This is a genomic window from Rhodococcus sp. P3_B8 (genome assembly GCF_056402775.1).
The window spans coordinates 1-18,435 of record NZ_JBFUGT010000124.1; the positions used below are offsets into that span (position 1 = coordinate 1).

Below are 18,435 nucleotides of genomic sequence, written 5' to 3' on the forward strand. Positions count from 1 at the left end.
GTGCTCGCCGCCCGCCTGGGCTACGCGTCCGAAGCGGCATTCAGCCGCGCCTTCAAGCGCGCCGTCGGCATTTCCCCCGGCGCCGCTCGCCGGTCATCGCCGGGCACACTGCGCGAGAGCCCGCACCTCGCCCCGGCCTGACCCCACCGGCGGGTTCTGCTGTCCTGAGGGCCGGCGCGACCACTCGTGCTGCGGATGCTGATTGGATCGAACATCGTCGCTCCCGTGATGACGACTTGCTCGGCTTCCTGCACCCGCCAAGCGGGGACCAGGGCAACATCCAGAATAGGAGCGGAAGCCACGGTCGACTGCGTCCGGTGACCGATCCCTGCCGGTGACATTGCTTCAGTTCCCCGTCAGGCCAACGGGGCTCTGTTCTGCTCGGCCAGCCGCTTGAGATTGAGCAGTTGACGGCGGGCCATGACGAGGTCGCCGACGGAGATCAGTGGCGCGAGCCAGCGGCCCTTCGCCATGACGACCTTCAGCAGCAGGCGCGTCGAGTCGCCGTTCGGAACGAGCACGTACGACATCACCGCACCCATGATCCCGCCGGTGAGCTGTTCCGCCGTGGAGACCGAGAGGATGCGCCCGAGGGGACGATTCCCCGAGGCGGTGAAGTGCTGACCAGCTGCGGGTTCCGGCAATGCGCGCAGCTGCCGTGGCGATCGGCGCCCGAAATTGTCGATCCAGTCGTAGGAGTACGGCGCCAATCGGATCTGCGCCACCCACTGCCACAGGCCGTCGGGCGTGCTGTGCACGGTGACGCCTCGCCAAGCCTGCAGCACGGGCACTGGGACCAGCTCGTCGCACGGGTAACGACGGGCGACCTCGTCATCGGTCACGCCCCATCGGTCACCGATCATCACAAGTCCTTCCGTCGAAAGCAGATCCGTCTCCGGAACACATGGCAACGCAGCGGATTCGGCCGTCCAGATTATTCGCAGAGATCTCCGATACTGCATATGACCGTGCCATCGCCGGGGCTAACCCAGACGCCGCACCCGTTCCGGACCTCTGGCTTCGGCAATCGAAGCGGGTTACGGCTCGCAACGGGCCAAAATATGTGTTCACACCCCGTAAACCAGTCCTGCGCCGCTTCGGCAACTCGTGCGGTGATCGTGGCGAGATCGACGTCGACCGGGGTTCCGAAACCATGGCTTCCTCCGTGTCCGGTCTCGAGCCCAATTGACCAGCCCCCAAAGACTTTGGTCTCGTCGACTACAAGCCAGCTCATCTCACCGAGCCAGCTCAGCTCCTCGTAGCAGCGGGTGTCACGCCCCACGGCGTGACATGCGCTTACGAAGTGGGGAGGTGCACCAGCAGCGTTGTCTTCCTCGCCACAGAGTTTCAGGTTCCATGATGGGGTCGCCAACGGATGCAACGGGGGTCGTCGCGATTCTTTCGAAGCCATTCTTCACCCTCTCAACCGGCTGTTGATCGGTCAACGTCACCGCCTTCATGCCCGCTACCTGTCCCGGGTGGTGCGTCGGTGAGCGGACACGATCCTTCACCGGGATCACTCCGTCACCGGCCGGCCGAGTAGAAGATTGGCAGGTAAACGTTCGTGACGATGATGCAGTATCGACTTATGTCTCCGACGATCGGAACCGGCGTAGTGACAGGTCCGAGGCCGATCTCTGGCCACTTTGCGATGAGGGGTAGATCCTCCGTATCGGGCGTTGTAATGCGTCGGCGTAAACACCTCTGGCTACCACGACAACCGCGATCGTGGAGCGCGCGTGAAAGGCTAGCTAGGACCGTCCCGCTGCCTGCGTGACGGAGAGTGCGGCTACTCAGGCAGCGTGTCGCCCGGGAAGCCGAGGCACGGGAGGACCTCGCAGGTCATGATTCCGGCCTGCACACACGGGTCGGCGGCCATGATCTGCCGCGCCCGTTCAAGGGGCTCAGTCATGATCGCCACGCCGGCAAAGGTGTCAGAGATGACGGGACAGAGGATCGCGATCACACCTTCGGCGCGTAACGACACCATGCGACGTTGGTGTTCAAGTTCAATCGCCCCGGCTCCGTCCTGATATCGGTCCGAGCTCCAACGAAGCTGAACCAGACTAAAGGGCTTGGCGGTCGCGGCCAGGGCTTGAATCTGGTCGTCAGTCACGTCCGAGCTCATCTCGTTCACCTCCCACCTCTTGGCGTTCGACCTCGATCAAACCCACGACCCGCTCCTGATTTCGCCCGTACGGTGCTCGAACAGCCACACGTGGCACGCTCACGCGCGTCAGCCGATCTGCTCGAAAAGGGACACGATGATCCCTTCGGGCCCACGCACGTAGGCCATCCGCACGCTGTTCTCGTACTCGCCGATGCCGCCGATGAGCCCGTACCCGTCCGCAGCCACCGCGTCAACGGCCGCCTGGAGGTCGCCGACCTCGAAGGACACGTTGCGCAGCCCGAGCTCGTTGGCCATCGCCGTGGGCGATCCGGGTTCGTGGTCGGGCGTGACGAAGGCCGCGAGCTCCAGCCGGGACCCTCCGTCGGGCGGCCGCAGCATCGCGATCTCACAGTGCGCGCCGGGGATACCGCAGACGGTCTCCACGAACTCGCCCTCGACGGATCCGGTGCCCTCTAACTCGAGGCCCAGTCCGACGAAGAACGCCGTTGCCGAGTCGAGGTCCGCGACGGTGATGCCGATGTGGTCGAAACGTTGTACGTGTGCCATGGGATCCATCCTCCGGTTATTGTCTTGTGTTGTCTTGCCGATTCGATGCTGGGACGGAGCCGGTGCCGGGATCTCGACATGTTCTTGCCGCAAAGCTGCGGTCAGCCCAGGGTTTCGAAAGATCGTTCGGGACGACAGGTTGCTGTCGCGGCTGGAAGACGCGGGAACGCCCCTGGTGCGTGACGGTCCCCGTGAACCTCTCGCGGCCTTTCGTTGAGTGCGTGTCCCCTACTGGCATCTGAGGGTCGAAGCCCATCCTCAAAATGCCGTCCTGACGCGTAATCGATCGGTCCACACGCCCGATCCCGCCAGTACCGTGCGTGTCGCTGGCCGTGCCGCCGGAGCAGAAGGGTGAGTCGCGGTAGTTGATCCGTCACCGGCAAAGCGGGGTCACCGGTGGGCATCTTGTGAACAAGTGGCTCGTAGTGCGCGAGAATTCGACAATGACGAGGTCGGACTCAGAAGAGAACCGGTCAGACCCGGGTCTGGTTCAGCTCAGCTCCCGCGCTGTCCACCCCTCAGCAGTCTTGGCTGCACCTTCACAGTCGGAGCGGTTCGATGCCGTATGTGCCGGTGTAGGCGTCGTGCAAGGTGGCCGGTCGCCAGCGAACTGATCGTGTACCTGGCAACGAGCGCGCTGATCTGCCGAGGTCGGGGAAGACGGGTGTGACTCATCCGACCTTTGACTTCAAGTACTTGAAGTTCCTAGCGTCGATGGTGTGAGTGCACAAACCACCCCACGCGACTACACGATCAAGGACGCGGCCGCCCTGACCGGACTTCCGGCCAGCACACTGCGCTACTACGAGTCGGTCGGGGTGATCGCGCCGATCAGCCGCGGGGAAAGCAGTAAACACCGGGTCTACGACGAGAACGACCTGGGCCAGCTGTTGGCCGTCGCATGCCTGGCAGCGACCGGGATGTCGGTGAACGATATGAAGGAGTACGTCGCCAACGGGCAACTCGGGGCCGAGGCCGCCCCCGCACAAATCGCGTTGCTGACCGAACGCCGGCAGCAACTTGCACGCGAGGCCCAACAGATCGCCCTTCGTCAACGCTACGTCGACCTCAAAATCGACTACTGGCACGCGATCGACGCGGGCGACGAGCACCATGCCGCGCTCCTCGGTGCCGAGGCGAGCGCACTGGCCGACGAACTCCACAACACCAAGAAGCGATAACCCCACCCAATTCGCCCGGTGCGCCCCTCGACTGCTGCGCCACCGGTTACTCAGCCCTGCCCTGCTCACCACCACTGTGACCCCCAGAGAAGAAGGAAGATCTGCCATGCGTGTCAACGCGTACGCCGCCCCCGCCGCGGGCCAGCCGCTGGTCCCCACCACCATCGAGCGCCGCGACGTCGGCCCTGACGACGTCCTCATCGAGATCCAGTACGCCGGCATCTGCCACTCCGACATCCACACCGTCAACGGCGACTGGGGCCCGCAGCCCTTCCCGGTGGTGCCCGGCCACGAGATCGTCGGCATCGTCACCGAGGTCGGCGCCGACGTCACCCGCCACAACGTCGGGGACCGCGTCGGCGTCGGCTGTCTGGTCAACTCCTGCGGTCACTGCACCAACTGCCAGAGTGGCGACGAGCAGTACTGCGCCAACGGCATGGTCCCCACCTACGCCGGCGTCGACCGCGACGGCACCACCACCCAGGGCGGCTACTCCACTCATGTCGTCGTCGACGCCGATTACGTCCTTTCCGTACCGGAGAGCCTGGACCCGGCCGCCGCAGCTCCGCTTCTGTGCGCCGGCATCACTACGTACGCCCCGCTGCGCCGCTGGGGTGCCGGTCCGGGCAAGAAGGTCGCCATCGTCGGCCTCGGCGGGCTCGGGCACATGGCCGTCAAGATCGCCCACGCCCTCGGCGCCGAGGTCACCGTGCTCTCCCAAACTCTGAAGAAGCAGGAGGACGGACTGCGCCTCGGCGCCGACGCCTACTACGCCACCTCCGACCCCAACACCTTCGAGCAGCTCGCCGGCCGATTCGACCTCATCATCAACACGGTCAGCGCCAGCATCGACCCCAACGCCTACCTCGGCCTGCTCGCCGTCGACGGCACCCTGGTCAACGTCGGCGCCCCAGCCGAACCGCTCAGCCTGAACGTGATGTCACTGATCGGCGGCCGCCGCAACTTCGCCGGATCGATGATCGGCGGCATCACGCTCACCCAGGAGATGCTCGACTTCTGCGCCACCCACGGCATCGGATCCGAAGTCGAGGTGATCCCCGCCGACCGAGTCAACGAGGCATACGAGCGGGTCCTCGCCTCGGACGTCCGATACCGGTTCGTCATCGACACCGCCACCCTGAACTGACCCCACCGTGAACGCCCGCCGCAGACAAGTTCCGGCGGGCGTTCACCCACACCACAAAAGTGCACGGCGGGAATCAGTTCGGATCCCACGGCGATTGTTCGAGACTGTTGAGCTCATCGAGAGCCTGGTCGACGGCGGTGGTCAGGATCCGGAAGTCTGTGCCCTCCCACGCCTGGAGGCGGTCCCGTACGTAGGCGGGCATGGGAGTCACGCACGAGAATTGCTGCAGTTCGTCGCTCACGTCCTCATCCTGGGGCGAGCGGTTTGCGACCAGGATTCTTGCCCCACGGCGGCGTTGAGGAGAGCTGGTAACACCCGCGGCGCCGAGAACGGATCTCTTGTCAACTTTCCGGCCCTGTGCCGAGCAACTGCGCCGCACCATCTCCCCTGGTCCGCTCAACCAGCTGGCGCGGGAATCTCGAAAGTCGCCAGCGCACAAGCGAATCCCGGTCACTGGGCCACCGATTCTTGTGATGCACTCTCATCATGCTGCGCCGAATCATGTTTCGGCCTTTCGGTGAAGAGCTGGAGCAGCACCCCGAACAGGGCGCAGCCAGACATGACGAAGAAGCAGACGATGTACCCCCCACGCTCACCCCATCCACCGCTGAGAGAGATCAGTTTGCCCATGAAGAGCGGTGCAATACCTCCGCCGACGAACATTGCCGTGGTGATGATGCCGTTTGCGGTGGACACGGCGCCTTCTGGTGCGGCATCAGAGGCGGCTGCGTAGTAGATCCGCCACACAGCGTTAGCGACCAGACCAAACGCCAACTGGATGAGGACAACCAAGAGCGAGGATGTGGCGAGGTAGAAGCAGGCCACGCTGACAGCCATCCACATACCGCACACCACGATGGTGGTACGCCGGCCGATGACATCGGACAGGGTCGGCCACAGTGCACACTCATCCAGGAGAAACACGACAGTGCGCACGACTTCATGGGCGACGTGTTCTGAAGTCGAGTGCACCAATCGTGTCTGCAGGGTCGGTTTCACGGCCCGACTGAATCTCTGAGCGTGGACCCACTGTCCGCGAAGAGCCCCGGTAACAAATTCGTCGAGGGGCTCAGGGACTGGGTTGGGAAGTGATTCTTTGCCGGTGGCGCGGGTATACGCTCGCCAAACTGCGTATCTCGTCTCGAGTACAGTTCGAATCACGAACAACTTGCCACAACCGCTCGATGAACCGGCGCGTTGTCATTCCGAAGTGCACAAGGATGTCCTCCTCGGTCGCGCCCCCATATTGGGCCCACCTGTGTGCGAACTCGATGAGGCGTTCCGCCTCGGCGTCAGGATGTTTGGGTGCGCGGTTGGCTGAGGTCCACAGGGCGCGGCGCCGCTGGCGCCATCGCCGATACTCGTGAGAGTTCATGAAATTTCACACATCTGATCGGGACTGAGGGAACGTTGCGTTGCGGCGTTCTCCGAAGCGAAGGTGCAAGTCCTTCTTGGGCTGGAACTTCGAATCACTGATCTCACGCCACCCTTGGCTGTGGCCAAGGAGTTACCGAGGTTCGGGATTGCTTACTGTTCTAGGCTGTCAGCCAACAGACCGGACTTCCGCAGCTGATGGGCACACGATTTCACGAAAAGTCAGGCTGAACTGCGGTAATGCCGAATATGCGCGTTGAAGGCGTGTTACTACAAGGCATCGCTCGCCGGGCGGCAGCGGCTCGGCTCAGGCGTCGGTGGGGGCGAAGTCGAAGAACCGGGGCGGTTCGGGCAGCTCGAGCGCGGCAAGGACCTTTCGTTGGCCGGCGGTGACGGCCGAGCGTTGGGCGACGTGGCCGTGGTCGGTGGCCAGGGTGATCAGGTGCAGGCGGTCGAGTTCATGGCGAAGGGTGCGCCAGGTGTCACCGGTGGCGGTCTCGGCAACCCGGATCAGCAGCAGCGCGAGCCAGCACAACTGGACGTGGGCGCGGATACGGTCCTCGCGGTGGTGAAACACCGGCCGCAGCCCCAGCGAGCCCTTCATGTCGCGCCAGCCGCGTTCGACCGCGAGCAGCTGCTTGTAGGCGGCGGCCAGATCCTCCGGTGTCAGGGTGGTGTCGGAGGTGCGTAGCAGCCACTTGCCGTCCAGACCGGCCTCCGTTTTGATCGCCCTGTGGTCGATGCGCAGCAGCCCGGTGTTGGTGCGCCGCAGGTAGCGGCGCAGTCCGGGCCTGGTCTTGAGCGAGCCGACGAGTTCGTCGCGGCGTCGCGGCGTCCAGGTGTCGGAGCCGTCGATCAGCTCCCGCAGATGCGCGACGAGGTTCTCGCGCACCTGGGCGTCGCGCTGCGCCTGGTCCGGGTTGTGGCAGACCACGAACCGCTGAGCCCGCGCCCCGCCCTCGCCGTCCCCGTCGCCGCCGGGAGCGACGTGCACCTCCTTGACCCGCAGATTCTCGCCGATGGTGCGATAGCGGCCCGGCCGGGCGAGCGCGGCGGCGGCCTCGGCATTGGTGTGGCGCAGCTTCTCGGCATGGATGTAGTGCCCACCGCCGCGGGTCAGATACGCCCGGTTCGCCTGCGAGGCGAAACCGCGGTCGGCGACCCACACCAGCCGGCGCAGGTTCCACCCGTCCAGATCATCCTTGACGGTGCGGATGATCGCGGTGTCGGCGGTGTTGCCGGGAAAGGTCCAACAGCGCACCGGGATCCCGTCGCGGGTGACGGCCATCGCGATCACCACCTGCGGCAGGTCGGTGCGGAAGTCCTTGGAGTGACCGAACTCCCGCGCCCCGAACTCGGCCGGGCCGGTGTTGTCGTCGTCGGTAGGTGAGCCGGCCAGCTCCGGCAACCGGTCCGGGCCCTCGGTCTCGAAGTAGGTGCTCGTCGTATCCACGAAGACGATGTCCAGATCCAGGTTCAACAGGTGCGCAACAGAATTGAACACATCGGCCGCGATCTCCTCGAGTGCGTCGAGGAGAAAGTCCATGCCCCGGTAGGCCTGATCATCCGACAACCCTGTCATGTGCTCGATCGCGACGCGTTCGGTCACCCAGCCGGTCGCCGCCAGCTTCGAGCCCGGTTCGAGCGCGCGCTGGGCGACGAGGGTGAAGATCACCCGCTCCACCGCGGCGGCGTCGAGCCGCCGACCGGCGGCGGCGCGGCGGATCGCCGCCGAGATCCCAAGCCGTTCCCACAGCCGGTCCAGCGTCCACGCGCCGCCGAGGCGGCGGGCGTCGAGGATCTCCACGTCCCCGCCCCCTGCCGACGCCGCCGCGGCCTGCTCGGGGGCGAGGAACCGCGAGATCGACGCCACCAACCGGGCCAGGGCCTCGCGGTCCACCGTCTCGGCGCGGCCGAAGTTGTGGATCACCTTCGCGGTCGACGAGCCGGTGTCCGGGTGCCGCTCGTTGTGGGCGAGCTGCAGATAGGACACCACCGAGCCGTCCTTGTTCTTCCGTCGCGTCTCCCGCAGGTACATACCTACACAACACCAGATCGCACACCGCTTTACCAGCGGACACGCCGAAAATCGTGTGCCTACAGATTTCAGCGTTCCAGCCGCCCTGCACCGCTCTGACCTGCACATTCATTCCCGGAATGGCACGAAAATGCCTACGAACTGCGGAAGTCCGGACAGAGTGCAGCCACGACCAATGCCTCGACGCCCGTTTCGAGTGTCGGGTGAATCACCGGTGCGAACTGGGGAGAGTGGTTGCTTGGGATATCACGATGAATAGTGCCGGCAGTGTCCGCCGCTGCCCAAGTGTCGGGATCGGTGCCTCCCAGGAACCAGAACACCGACGCTGCTCCAGATGCGGCGGCGAGTAGTCCAAAATCTTCGCTACCCGAGAGCGGATTCACCGGACCGATCTTGTCGTGACCGAGGTGATCCCGCAGGGCGCTTGTGACACGCTCGGTCGCTTCGGCGTCGTTTACGGTGAGCGGGAAGTTGCCCGTGTTGGCGATTGTGGGCGGCGCAGGCGCTCCGGAGGCCGTTGCTTCTGCGCGGGCGATCCGGGTGATCGATGACAGGACGCGTTCACGGACACCGTCGTCGAAGGTTCTGACGTTGATGGAGAGGGTCGCATCCCCGGGGATGACGTTTTCTTTCGTTCCTCCGTACACCGCTCCGACCGTCACCACTGCTGACTCTGCTGGTGCGATCTCACGTGCAACGATGCCTTGAAGCCGCACAATTGTCGTTGCAGCCATCAGTATTGGATCCACGGTCGATTCCGGTTGTGATCCGTGCCCACCACGTCCGTGCATCGTGATGCGCAAGCTGTCCGCTGCTGCCATCAGGACCCCGGGCTTGACGGCGATCGTCCCTGCGGGGCGTGGCACTACGTGTTGGCCTAGAACGACGGTCGGGCGAGGGAACCGTTCGAACAGACCGTCATCGAGCATGCTTTGCGCGCCGGTTCCAGTTTCTTCGGACGGCTGAAAGACCACGAGCAGGGTTCCAGACCATTCGCCTCTTTGCTCTGCGAGTACTTGCGCAGCTCCGACGAGGCTGGTGACGTGGACATCGTGTCCGCACGCATGCATGACGGGGACCTCGTGGCCGGATTCGTCGATTCCAACCGCATCGCTTGCATAGGGCAGCCCGGTCTCCTCCAGCACCGGCAGTGCGTCAGTGTCARCACGGAGCAGGACCGTGGGACCTGCGCCGTTGCGGAGAATTCCGACCACACCGTGTCCACCGATGCCTGTGGTGACATCAAATCCGTACCGGCGCAGTTGTTCTGCTGCCTTCTCCGAGGTGCGCAACTCTTGGCCGGACAGTTCGGGGTGGCGATGCAAGTCGACATAGAACTGTGCGAGTTCGTCGCGCATATCATCGATGCGACTGCGCAGATCGCTGCTGACCAGCGGCTCGGCGTTCACAGCGAAACCTCGGCGATCTGGACGCGCGCTCGTGCCAGGACACGACTCGACCAACCCGAGATGAAACCGAGTTGCCGAGCTGCAGTGTGGAGTTTTCTGGCGAGATCGGTCGAGTCTTCGCTGCGGGGGCATTCGCTCCACTCAAGCGTGATCAACCAATTCGGCTGGTCGGATGGGTAGTCGGGATGGTTTCCGCTCCGTTCGCAGACGCGGACTCGTTCCAGCACGCCGGGGAACGAATCCATGACGCTGATGCATGCTTGCTGAAGATTCGTGACAAATTCCGTGTCCTGGCCACCGGGTGATGTGGCTGAAGCGTCGAACTGGATGAGGGTCACTACTTCGGAATCGCCGCCTAATTCCATGTCTCCGTGCTCGGCACGGACACGGTAGGTGGTGTTTGAGCGGTTCGTCATGGCGGCGAGCGCACGGGGGCGCTCTGGGTCGTCCTCATCACTACCTGTTGCTCGATAGGCTGGAGTCTTGAAGATTTCAATTTGCGGGATTTCGTAGATGTCTGCTGTGTGTCCCGACCCGTTGATCTCCTCGTAGGAGGCCGCGTTGAGGAACCCCGCGGCGAGTAGGTCGGGTAGATGCTTTTCAGCTATCCAGCGGCGGACGTACAACGATTCCTCGGGATCGACATCGAAACAAGAAAGATAGAGCATGGGACTCCCGTCATAGGTGATTGAGTGCTGGTAATGGAGCTTTGCCCGGGTCAGCGCGCGAAATGCGTGAGTTCTCCGGCAGCTATTGGTTCTGCGTCGTCCAGACTGTTGTTCACGGTCTCCTTCAGGGTCAGGCAGACCAACGCGGTGACCAGGGCGGCGGCCGTTATGTAGATCGCCGGCGCCAAGGTGGAACCCGCATGGGCGACGATCAGGGTGAGAACGAACGGTGCTGTGGCGCCGAAGAGAGCAACCGCCACCTGGTACGAAACTCCGAACGCGGTGTACCGAACGCGGGTCGGAAACATCTCGGCGAACGTAGCCGGAACAACACCGTTGAAGGTTGCAACGAACAATCCCAGCACTGCGAGCCCTGCCGCGATACCCATAACGCCGGTGTTGAACAACATGAAGATCGGGACCGCTAGGACAACAAGGGTCCAGGATGCAGTGAGCAGGATTGGGCGACGTCCGATCCGGTCCGAGAGTGCGCCGAAGTACGGGGTAAATGCCATCGCCACGACCAAGGCTGTGAGGGACAGCGCGGATCCCTGCCACATCTCCAGACCATGTTCCTTCGAGAGAAAGGCGGGCATGAACGAGATGAAAACGTACGTCAGGATTGTGAAGACAACCACCATCCCGACCACTTGCGCCATGCGTGTGTACTGGCCCGACAGTGGCGGACGCGGGCCGTTTTCCTTGGGAAAATCGTCTTCAATGGCGGTCGACGCGGCGACGAAGGCCGGTGTCTCCGGGATCTTGAGGCGCAACACCAATCCTGAGATGCCGATCGGGAGGGCCACGATAAACGGGACACGCCAGACCCAGTCGTTGAGCATCTCGGCCGGAACGAGTAGTTGCATCAGCAACGCAGTGATCGCGCCGACCGCCATGCCGACGTTGGCGGTCATAGTGGACCAGGAGCCGTAGAACCCGCGCTTGCCCTCCGGCGCGTACTCGGTGAGGAAAGAAACCGCTCCCGCAAACTCACCGCCGATGGCCAGTCCTTGTACGACCCGGATCACGACGAGCAGAATCGGTGACGCCCAACCGATACTTTCGTACCCGGGTAGCACACCGATCAGGAAGGTGGCGACACTCATCGTGATCACGACGATCGAGAGGATGTACTTTCGACCGTATCGGTCGCCGAGCCGCCCGCAGATCGCCGCGCCCACCGGCCGAAAGAAGAAGGCGACACTGAAAGTGGCGAAGGTCGCGAGTAGCGCACCAAGATCGTTGGTGGCGGGGAAGAAGACGTGCGACAGCGTCACCGCGAAGAAGCCGAACAGTGCGAAGTCGAACCACTCGCCGAAGTTTCCGATACATGCGGTGATCACGGCCTTCTTCAACGAGAACGGAGGCGATGTTGTGTTCATAGGGTTTTCCTCTTAGGTCACTACGAGCGGATGAGCCGCTGGCCTGATACCGGGGTAGTGCCAAGTATCGACGGTGACGCACTTCATGCTGCTAATCTGCACTTATCTTGCATGCTTCAGGCATCTATGATCGATTCATGCAGGATATGTCGGTCAGTGAAGGTGATATTGCATTAGTGCACGCGCTGGAAGTCAATCCGCGGGCGACATGGTCGTTGCTAGGAGAGGTACTCGGCGTCACTCCGATGACAGTGGCGCGGCGGTGGGCGAAGCTGTTTGACCAGGGCGCCGCGTGGATCGCAGTCTTGCCTGGTCCGGTCGCGTGGCATTCGTTCGCAATGATCGGAATCAACTGCGCATCGCCACGAATAGACGACGTCGCAGCGACCATCGCGCAGGATCCGCTGGCGATCACCGTCGAGGTAACAGCGGGCAGATATGACCTCCTCGTCGCAGTACTCGCACCGGACATGGCCACGTTGAGTTGGTACATCACGGACCGACTCAACCGCATCCAATACATCACTTCGACGACGTCAGCGATCGCAACAGAGGTGTTCAGCGAGGGAAGCCAGTGGCGGATTGGTGCGATCTCACGCAATCAAGAACACGACCTCGCGCCAAGCTCGACTGGAATCAGACCAACCACTCCGGACGTTTCGGACGTGGACCGCGAACTCATCAACGCGCTGAGCTATGACGGGCGTATGAGCTTTGGCGATCTCGCATCGCGGATAGATCGAAATGCGTCGACCGTCATGCGACGACTCGACCGGCTGCTAAAACATGGGCTTGTGACGTTGCGATGTGAGATCGCAAGTTCGCTATCGGGGTGGCCCCTACACGCCAGCTTGCAATTCAGAGTGTCACCTCAGCATCTCGGGGAGGTGGGGCGTGAACTCGCGAAATGGCCCGAGGTCAGGATGTGCGTCGCACTCGCCGCAGAGCGAAACCTTATGGTCAGCATATGGATTCGGAACGCAAGCGAGCTCACTCTCTTTGAGATGAAGGTACTTCGGGAATTTCCTCACGTGATAATTGTTGACCGGACTCTGGATCTTCGCGTGATGAAGCGAACCGGCCATATGCTCGATGAAGCGGGCCGTTCGATTGGTGTAGTTCCTATCGATCTGTGGTCACAAGTTCAACCCCGCCAGGTGCGGTAGGACTCGCGTCCTCCGACGAAACTAGCAGCGCCGGGCGGTGGTCTCTCGCACCTGAATCCCGTACGGCAGTAGCTCTTTGCGTGCGGGTCCCTTGTCGCCGGCGAGACGTTGAAGAAGCATGCGTGCGGCGCGTTGGCCCATCAGATCCCGCGGCACGGTCACGGTGCTCAACTGGAGGGGGCCGGCGCTGGAAAAGCTCATGTCGTCGAACCCGGTCAGCGCCAGGTCTTCCGGCACGCGCTTGCCGATTTCGCGGGAGACGTCGAGAACGCCGAGCGCGATCATGTCGTTACCGCAGACGACGGCCTCTATCTCAGGGTGTTCGGCGAAGAGTGCTCGGGCGCGCAATGCACCGGCCGGTCGGGTCAACTCCCCCCACACGTCGGGTTCGTTGACCGCGCGCAAACCCGCTTTGGCCAAGGCGTCACGATATCCGTTCATGCGGTTGACCGACACGCTCGAGGTGTCCGGGCCGCCGAGGATGGCGACCTTGCGACGCCCGGTGGCAACCACGTGGGAGGCCATTTCGAAGGAGGCGGAGTAGTCGTCGATGCCGACCCAGTCGGACGGTTCGTCTTCGATCTGCCGGTATAGCTGCACGACGGGGATGTTCTCGTGGCGGAGCTTGTCGAGGAGTGGTTTGTCGGCGGCGACGAGCGAGGTGAAGATCAGGCCGCTGCAGTTCCGGTCGACCTGCGCGAACGCGACGTCCGATTGCCGCGAACCGTCCACGCCGACGTGGGAGACGAACACCTCGTAGCCTTCTTCGGCGGCGGCGRCGACCACTCCCCCGGCGACCTCGGTGTAGAACGGGTTGGCGATGTCCGCCAGGAGTAACCCGATTGCTTTCGTGGTTCCCGAGCGCAGTTCCCGGGCGATCCTGCTGGGTCGAAACCCCATCTCCTCGGCGATGGCAAGGATCCGCTGGCGGCTCTCGTCGCTGACCCCGGGCGCCCCGCTGAGTGCATAGGAGACCGCGGCAGCAGACACCCCCGCCTTGCGGGCGACATCGCTCATCGTCACTCGCCGGGAGCGGCCACCGTTGGACGTACTGCCTGCGCCGCGGGACGTATCAGTCACGCGTGCCAGCTTACGCGGTTAAGTAATGCTTCCAGGAGGTGACGCCGCGAAGAGTCCTGCACAAGCGGCAGCACTGATTCGTTTAAGTTACCCGTAAATCCGCCAATGACTACTTAAGAACTCCGACGACTGCCCGGCCTTGGCTCATTTATCCAGTTAACGGCCCGCTGAAGCCCTGAAACATCACCGCTTGTGCGTTGGAACACAACGATGTACCGTCACTTATGCGATTAAGCGAAAGGAGAGCATCGTGAGTTCCACCGTTGAGATGAAGAATGAAGAGGCTGTGCCCTACACGGGTCCGAAGCCGTACGGGATGAGTGACGACCTGATCGTTCCGGGTGCACTGGATCTGGACTGTGACGAGCGGCTGTGGGTTCCGCAGTCGCAGGATGTCGAGTTCCGCCCGCTGGTGTTGTCGGCGAGTCAGGGCTATTTCGTGAACATTCTGCGGGTGCGCCGCTCGGGCATCCTGTCCCGCCACCGGCACGCCGGGGCAGTGCACGCGTTCACCCTGCGGGGCCGCTGGCATTACCTCGAGTACGACTGGTGGGCAGAAGAGGGCACCTACGCGTTCGAGCCGCCCGGCGACATCCACACCCTCGAGGTCCCCGAAGACGTGACCGAGATGGCGACCCTGTTCCACGTGAGCGGTGCGTACATCTACGTCGACGTCGACGGCAACACCGTCGGCATCGAGGATGTGTTCAGCAAGATCGAGAAAGCCCGCGCGCACTACGAGAAAATCGGTCTCGGCGCCGACTACGTCGACCGCTTCATCCGCTGACACTGCGGCGGACACCGCCTGACATGGCGCAACCACACCGAGTGCCCTCGGCACTCAGGGGCGGTGTCCGCCGGCATCTCACCCTCTTTCATCCGTCAGCCCGGCAGCGGGCGAAAGTTAGCAGGTTCCCCATGCGAGCTCTGACCAAGAGAAGTGCCACTCCCCACGACGTCCTGGTGCAGGATCTGCCCAAGCCCGAACCGGGCCCGGGACAGGTGCGGGTTCGCACCGAGGCCTGCGGGCTGTGCGGCAGCGACGTGCACGCCTGGCGTCACGACACCGGCTACGAATGGATCCGCCCCCCGGTCGTGCTCGGACACGAGGCGGTCGGATACGTCGAAGCCCTCGGCGAGGGCGCCGACCCGACCTGGCTCGGCAAACGCGTTGTCCCCGTTGCCATCGACGGCTGCGGCGTGTGCGATCTGTGCGAGCGTGGTTTCCGGCAGATCTGCCCCCGGCGCACCGTGCTCGGATTGTCCTTCGACGGCGCGGCCGCCGAATCGTTCGTCGTCCCCGAGGTCCGCCTCGTCGAGGTCGACCGGCATCTGCCGGCGTCGACCCTGGCGCTGACCGAACCACTGTCGGTCGCCTGCCGCGCCGTCGCGCACATCGAGAACGCCGCCGACGGCCCCACCAGGGTGGTGGTGTCCGGGCCCGGACCGATCGGAACAATGGCCGCCCTCGTCCTCGCCCAGCGCGGCCACGACGTCGTGCTCTCCGGGGTAGGCAACGATGAGAACGCGCGATTGCCGCTCGCCCGCGCGCTCGGTCTACGCACCGTGATCGCCGGCCGGGACGAGCTACCGTTCATCCCCACCGCCTGGGTCGACGCCTCCGGTTCGACGGCCGCGCTCGACGCCGCCATCGCCGCGGTCCTGCCCGGCAGCCCCATCTCCGTCGTCGGCCTGTTCGCCCGCACCGGACCGGTCGACTTCAACGCCGTCACCCGCAAGGAGATTCGCCTGCAGGGCAGTTACGGATCGACCAAGGTCGACTACCGGGCCGCAGCCGACGCGATGGCCGCCGACCCGACACCGTGGCCACAACTGGTGACCGAAATTTCCCTCACTGATGCGGCTTCGGCGCTCGAACGCGCCGCGGCCGGCCACGACATGAAGGTCGTGCTCGTCCCATGACCACACCGGACCCCACCCCTGTCCCGAAAGGACACGCCATGTCCACACCCGACATTGCGGCCGAACCCGCTACCCACGCGGCCGGGCGCACCTCGATCGTCAAGGTCGCCTTCGCCAGCATGATCGGCACGGCCGTCGAATGGTATGACTTCTTCCTCTACGGCTCGGCCGCCGCGCTCGTCTTCGGGCCCCTGTTCTTCCCCGACAGCGAACCGGCCACCGCCACCCTGCTCGCCTTCGCCACGTTCGCGGTGGGCTTCTTCGCCCGCCCGCTCGGCGGAATCGTCTTCGGCCACTACGGTGACAAACTCGGACGCAAAAAAATGCTGGTCGTCAGCCTGCTCATGATGGGCGCCGCGACCTTCGCCATCGGCCTGCTGCCGACCTTCGCGAGCATCGGTATGGCCGCACCACTGCTGTTGATCGGCTGCCGACTACTGCAGGGCTTCGCCGTCGGCGGCGAATGGGGCGGAGCGGTCCTGATGGCCGCCGAACACGGCGACAACGACCGCCGCGGCTTCTGGACGTCGTGGACCCAGGCCGGCGTACCCCTCGGGAACCTGCTCTCCGCGGTGGTGCTGTGGGTGCTGGCCATGTTCCAGAGCGACGAAGCCTTCGATTCCTGGGGCTGGCGAATTCCCTTCCTGCTCAGCGCCGTTCTCGTTCTCATCGGGTTGTGGATCCGGCTGAGCATCGAAGAATCCCCGGTCTTCGCCGCCAACAAGAAAGCCCTCGAGAACCACAAGGCCGAGCACGCACCGATCATCGAGGTCCTGCGCAAATACCCCCGCGAGGTCCTCATCGCGATGGGCCTGCGGCTGGTGGAGAACACCTCGTACTACATCTTCACGGTCGTGGTGATGACCTACATGGTCACCTACCTGGATATGCCCAAGAGCGCCGCCATCGCCGGTGTGCTGATCGCCTCCGTCGCGCAGTTCTTCCTCACCCCGATCATCGGCGCCCTGTCCGACCGGGTCGGCCGGCGACCGCTGTACTTCACCGGCGCAGTCGGTGCCGGCATCTGGGGCTTCGTGTTCTTCCCCCTCATCGACACCGGAAACCAAACCGTCATCGCGGCGGCCATCTTCATCGGGCTGATCTTCACCACCCTGATGTACGCGCCGCAGGCGGCGATGTTCTCCGAACTGTTCGGCACCAGCGTCCGCTACAGCGGCGCCTCCCTCGGCTACCAGCTCGCGTCCGTCTTCGCCGGCGGCCTCGCCCCCGTCATCGCGGTCGCACTGCTCGGCACCGTCGAGGAAAAGAACACCATCGCCGTCAGCATCTACCTCGCCGTCCTGGCCGTGATCACCATCATCGCCGTGATCGCCGCCAAGGAAACCGCCCGCACCTCCCTCGAACACGACCGGGTCCTCGACGAGGCCACCCGCACCTGATAGCCGCCGGGCCGGTGTGCGGTGCTCACCCCGCACACCGGCCCGGCCACCAGTCGTCTCCCGATCCGAGTAGAAGGAGCTCTCGCATGAACGCACCTGTCCACACCCCGGTCCTGGACCTGTTCCGCCTGGACGGCAACGCCGCCCTCGTGACCGGGGCCTCGCGCGGCCTGGGCCGTGCACTGGCCATCGCTCTCGCGGAAGCAGGAGCCGACATCGTCGCCGTCGACATCGGCGACCTCGACCAGGTCGCCAAGGAGGTGCGTGCCCGGGGAGTCCGGTGCTCGACCCGCACCGCCGACCTCGGTCACCTGACGCCGGAAACCGCGACAGAGCTGATGTCCTGGGCGGGGACCGAGTTCCCGCATCCGACGATCCTGGTCAACAACGCCGGCATCATCCGCCGTGGGCCGGCGACCGAAACCACGCCCACGGACTGGTCGGCCGTGCTCGACCTCAACCTCACCACCCCATTCCTGCTCAGCCAGGCCTTCGCACGGGCCGCCCTCGACGACAACGCCGCCGCCAGCATCATCAACATCGCCTCGATCAACTCCTTCCAAGGCGGGATGGAGGTCCCGTCCTACGCCGCCTCCAAGCACGGCATCCTCGGACTGACCCGAGCTCTCGCGAACGAGTGGGCCGCACACCGCATCCGAGTCAACGCAATCGCCCCCGGCTATATGGAAACCGAGTTCACCGCCGCGCACCGCGAGGACCCCGCCCGGGCGGAGAACATGCTGCGCCGCATTCCCGCCGGCGTCTGGGGACGGCCGGAGGATCTTGCCGGCGCGGCGGTCTTCCTCGCCTCGGCCGCGTCCTCGTACGTCACCGGCACCGCCCTGTCCGTCGACGGTGGATGGCTGTCCCGATAGAACAACGACGACCCACCGGAGGACCCCCATGGCATCGACACAGCAGAACCATACCGACATCCCCGCCGCCGATGCCCGATCGTGGCTGCTCGTCTCGGCCGCCCACAGCAGGCAC

17 protein-coding genes are annotated in these 18,435 nt (G+C 64.2%); 7 read left to right on the plus strand and 10 right to left on the minus strand.

The window, feature by feature from the left end; translation table 11 throughout:
* Positions 1-356: 356 nt before the first annotated feature.
* The 3 genes from AC1D1G_RS27550 to AC1D1G_RS27560 form a co-directional block, all read right to left on the minus strand.
* Positions 357-863 carry a polyketide cyclase gene (locus tag AC1D1G_RS27550; RefSeq protein ID WP_317568874.1) on the minus strand — a complete coding sequence of 169 codons (507 nt, stop codon included), beginning with the start codon at positions 861-863 and terminating at the stop codon, positions 357-359.
* Positions 864-1,789: 926 nt separating this feature from the next.
* Complete coding sequence (locus tag AC1D1G_RS27555) at positions 1,790-2,128, minus strand: YciI family protein (RefSeq protein WP_283334968.1); 339 nt, start codon at positions 2,126-2,128, stop codon at positions 1,790-1,792.
* A 108-nt stretch (positions 2,129-2,236) separates the two neighbouring features.
* Entirely contained in the window at positions 2,237-2,677 is a 441-nt protein-coding gene (locus tag AC1D1G_RS27560) for a VOC family protein (protein ID WP_283334969.1), read from the minus strand.
* Between the two features lie 719 nt (positions 2,678-3,396).
* Between AC1D1G_RS27560 and AC1D1G_RS27565 the strand changes: the two genes are divergently transcribed.
* Both AC1D1G_RS27565 and AC1D1G_RS27570 read left to right on the plus strand, forming a co-directional pair.
* Positions 3,397-3,858, plus strand: a complete 462-nt coding sequence (locus AC1D1G_RS27565) for a MerR family transcriptional regulator (RefSeq protein ID WP_317568876.1) — start codon at positions 3,397-3,399, stop codon at positions 3,856-3,858.
* A gap of 106 nt (positions 3,859-3,964) precedes the next feature.
* A complete protein-coding gene (locus tag AC1D1G_RS27570; protein ID WP_283351926.1) occupies positions 3,965-5,005 on the plus strand; it encodes an NAD(P)-dependent alcohol dehydrogenase in 1,041 nt (346 codons plus the stop codon).
* A gap of 73 nt (positions 5,006-5,078) precedes the next feature.
* On the opposite strand, the gene AC1D1G_RS27575 is transcribed toward AC1D1G_RS27570, so the two are convergent.
* The 6 genes from AC1D1G_RS27575 to AC1D1G_RS27600 all read right to left on the minus strand — a co-directional run bounded on the left by AC1D1G_RS27575 (position 5,079) and on the right by AC1D1G_RS27600 (position 11,849).
* Positions 5,079-5,246, minus strand: coding sequence for a hypothetical protein (locus tag AC1D1G_RS27575; RefSeq protein WP_283352186.1), 168 nt, complete (start codon positions 5,244-5,246; stop codon positions 5,079-5,081).
* Positions 5,247-5,455: 209 nt separating this feature from the next.
* Positions 5,456-6,004 carry an MFS transporter gene (locus AC1D1G_RS27580; RefSeq protein ID WP_477954495.1) on the minus strand — a complete coding sequence of 183 codons (549 nt, stop codon included), beginning with the start codon at positions 6,002-6,004 and terminating at the stop codon, positions 5,456-5,458.
* 682 nt (positions 6,005-6,686) lie between these two features.
* The gene (locus AC1D1G_RS27585) at positions 6,687-8,417 is read right to left on the minus strand and encodes an IS1634 family transposase (RefSeq protein ID WP_477954496.1); all 1,731 of its coding nucleotides are present in this window, start codon (positions 8,415-8,417) and stop codon (positions 6,687-6,689) included.
* Between the two features lie 134 nt (positions 8,418-8,551).
* A complete protein-coding gene (locus AC1D1G_RS27590) occupies positions 8,552-9,775 on the minus strand; it encodes an amidohydrolase (protein WP_477954503.1) in 1,224 nt (407 codons plus the stop codon).
* Between the two features lie 47 nt (positions 9,776-9,822).
* On the minus strand, positions 9,823-10,494 hold the full coding sequence (locus AC1D1G_RS27595; protein WP_477954497.1) for a hypothetical protein: 672 nt from the start codon (positions 10,492-10,494) through the stop codon (positions 9,823-9,825).
* 50 nt (positions 10,495-10,544) lie between these two features.
* Entirely contained in the window at positions 10,545-11,849 is a 1,305-nt protein-coding gene (locus AC1D1G_RS27600; protein ID WP_477954499.1) for an MFS transporter, read from the minus strand.
* Between the two features lie 164 nt (positions 11,850-12,013).
* On the opposite strand from AC1D1G_RS27600, the gene AC1D1G_RS27605 reads away from it, so the two are divergent.
* Positions 12,014-13,042 carry an Lrp/AsnC family transcriptional regulator gene (locus AC1D1G_RS27605; RefSeq protein ID WP_477954500.1) on the plus strand — a complete coding sequence of 343 codons (1,029 nt, stop codon included), beginning with the start codon at positions 12,014-12,016 and terminating at the stop codon, positions 13,040-13,042.
* A 21-nt stretch (positions 13,043-13,063) separates the two neighbouring features.
* On the opposite strand, the gene AC1D1G_RS27610 is transcribed toward AC1D1G_RS27605, so the two are convergent.
* A complete protein-coding gene (locus AC1D1G_RS27610) occupies positions 13,064-14,122 on the minus strand; it encodes a LacI family DNA-binding transcriptional regulator (protein ID WP_477954501.1) in 1,059 nt (352 codons plus the stop codon).
* A gap of 250 nt (positions 14,123-14,372) precedes the next feature.
* On the opposite strand from AC1D1G_RS27610, the gene AC1D1G_RS27615 reads away from it, so the two are divergent.
* From AC1D1G_RS27615 to AC1D1G_RS27630, 4 genes are all read left to right on the plus strand, one after another.
* Complete coding sequence (locus AC1D1G_RS27615) at positions 14,373-14,909, plus strand: 2,4'-dihydroxyacetophenone dioxygenase family protein (protein WP_280780192.1); 537 nt, start codon at positions 14,373-14,375, stop codon at positions 14,907-14,909.
* A 131-nt stretch (positions 14,910-15,040) separates the two neighbouring features.
* The gene (locus AC1D1G_RS27620; RefSeq protein WP_283334984.1) at positions 15,041-16,045 is read left to right on the plus strand and encodes an alcohol dehydrogenase catalytic domain-containing protein; all 1,005 of its coding nucleotides are present in this window, start codon (positions 15,041-15,043) and stop codon (positions 16,043-16,045) included.
* 38 nt (positions 16,046-16,083) lie between these two features.
* Positions 16,084-17,445, plus strand: coding sequence for an MFS transporter (locus AC1D1G_RS27625; RefSeq protein WP_283351915.1), 1,362 nt, complete (start codon positions 16,084-16,086; stop codon positions 17,443-17,445).
* Positions 17,446-17,531: 86 nt separating this feature from the next.
* The gene (locus AC1D1G_RS27630) at positions 17,532-18,320 is read left to right on the plus strand and encodes an SDR family oxidoreductase (RefSeq protein WP_280780189.1); all 789 of its coding nucleotides are present in this window, start codon (positions 17,532-17,534) and stop codon (positions 18,318-18,320) included.
* Positions 18,321-18,435: the final 115 nt, after the last annotated feature.

What these genes read in the sequence shown, in the direction of transcription:
- AC1D1G_RS27570 (WP_283351926.1), top strand. Translation starts at nt 3,965, where the DNA reads ATGCGTGTCAACGCGTACGCCGCCCCCGCCGCGGGCCAGCCGCTGGTC.
- AC1D1G_RS27560 (WP_283334969.1), bottom strand. Translation starts at nt 2,677, where the DNA reads ATGGCACACGTACAACGTTTCGACCACATCGGCATCACCGTCGCGGAC.
- AC1D1G_RS27620 (WP_283334984.1), top strand. Translation starts at nt 15,041, where the DNA reads ATGCGAGCTCTGACCAAGAGAAGTGCCACTCCCCACGACGTCCTGGTG.
- AC1D1G_RS27550 (WP_317568874.1), bottom strand. Translation starts at nt 863, where the DNA reads ATGATCGGTGACCGATGGGGCGTGACCGATGACGAGGTCGCCCGTCGT.
- AC1D1G_RS27595 (WP_477954497.1), bottom strand. Translation starts at nt 10,494, where the DNA reads ATGCTCTATCTTTCTTGTTTCGATGTCGATCCCGAGGAATCGTTGTAC.
- AC1D1G_RS27630 (WP_280780189.1), top strand. Translation starts at nt 17,532, where the DNA reads ATGAACGCACCTGTCCACACCCCGGTCCTGGACCTGTTCCGCCTGGAC.
- AC1D1G_RS27625 (WP_283351915.1), top strand. Translation starts at nt 16,084, where the DNA reads ATGTCCACACCCGACATTGCGGCCGAACCCGCTACCCACGCGGCCGGG.
- AC1D1G_RS27585 (WP_477954496.1), bottom strand. Translation starts at nt 8,417, where the DNA reads ATGTACCTGCGGGAGACGCGACGGAAGAACAAGGACGGCTCGGTGGTG.
- AC1D1G_RS27555 (WP_283334968.1), bottom strand. Translation starts at nt 2,128, where the DNA reads ATGAGCTCGGACGTGACTGACGACCAGATTCAAGCCCTGGCCGCGACC.
- AC1D1G_RS27605 (WP_477954500.1), top strand. Translation starts at nt 12,014, where the DNA reads ATGCAGGATATGTCGGTCAGTGAAGGTGATATTGCATTAGTGCACGCG.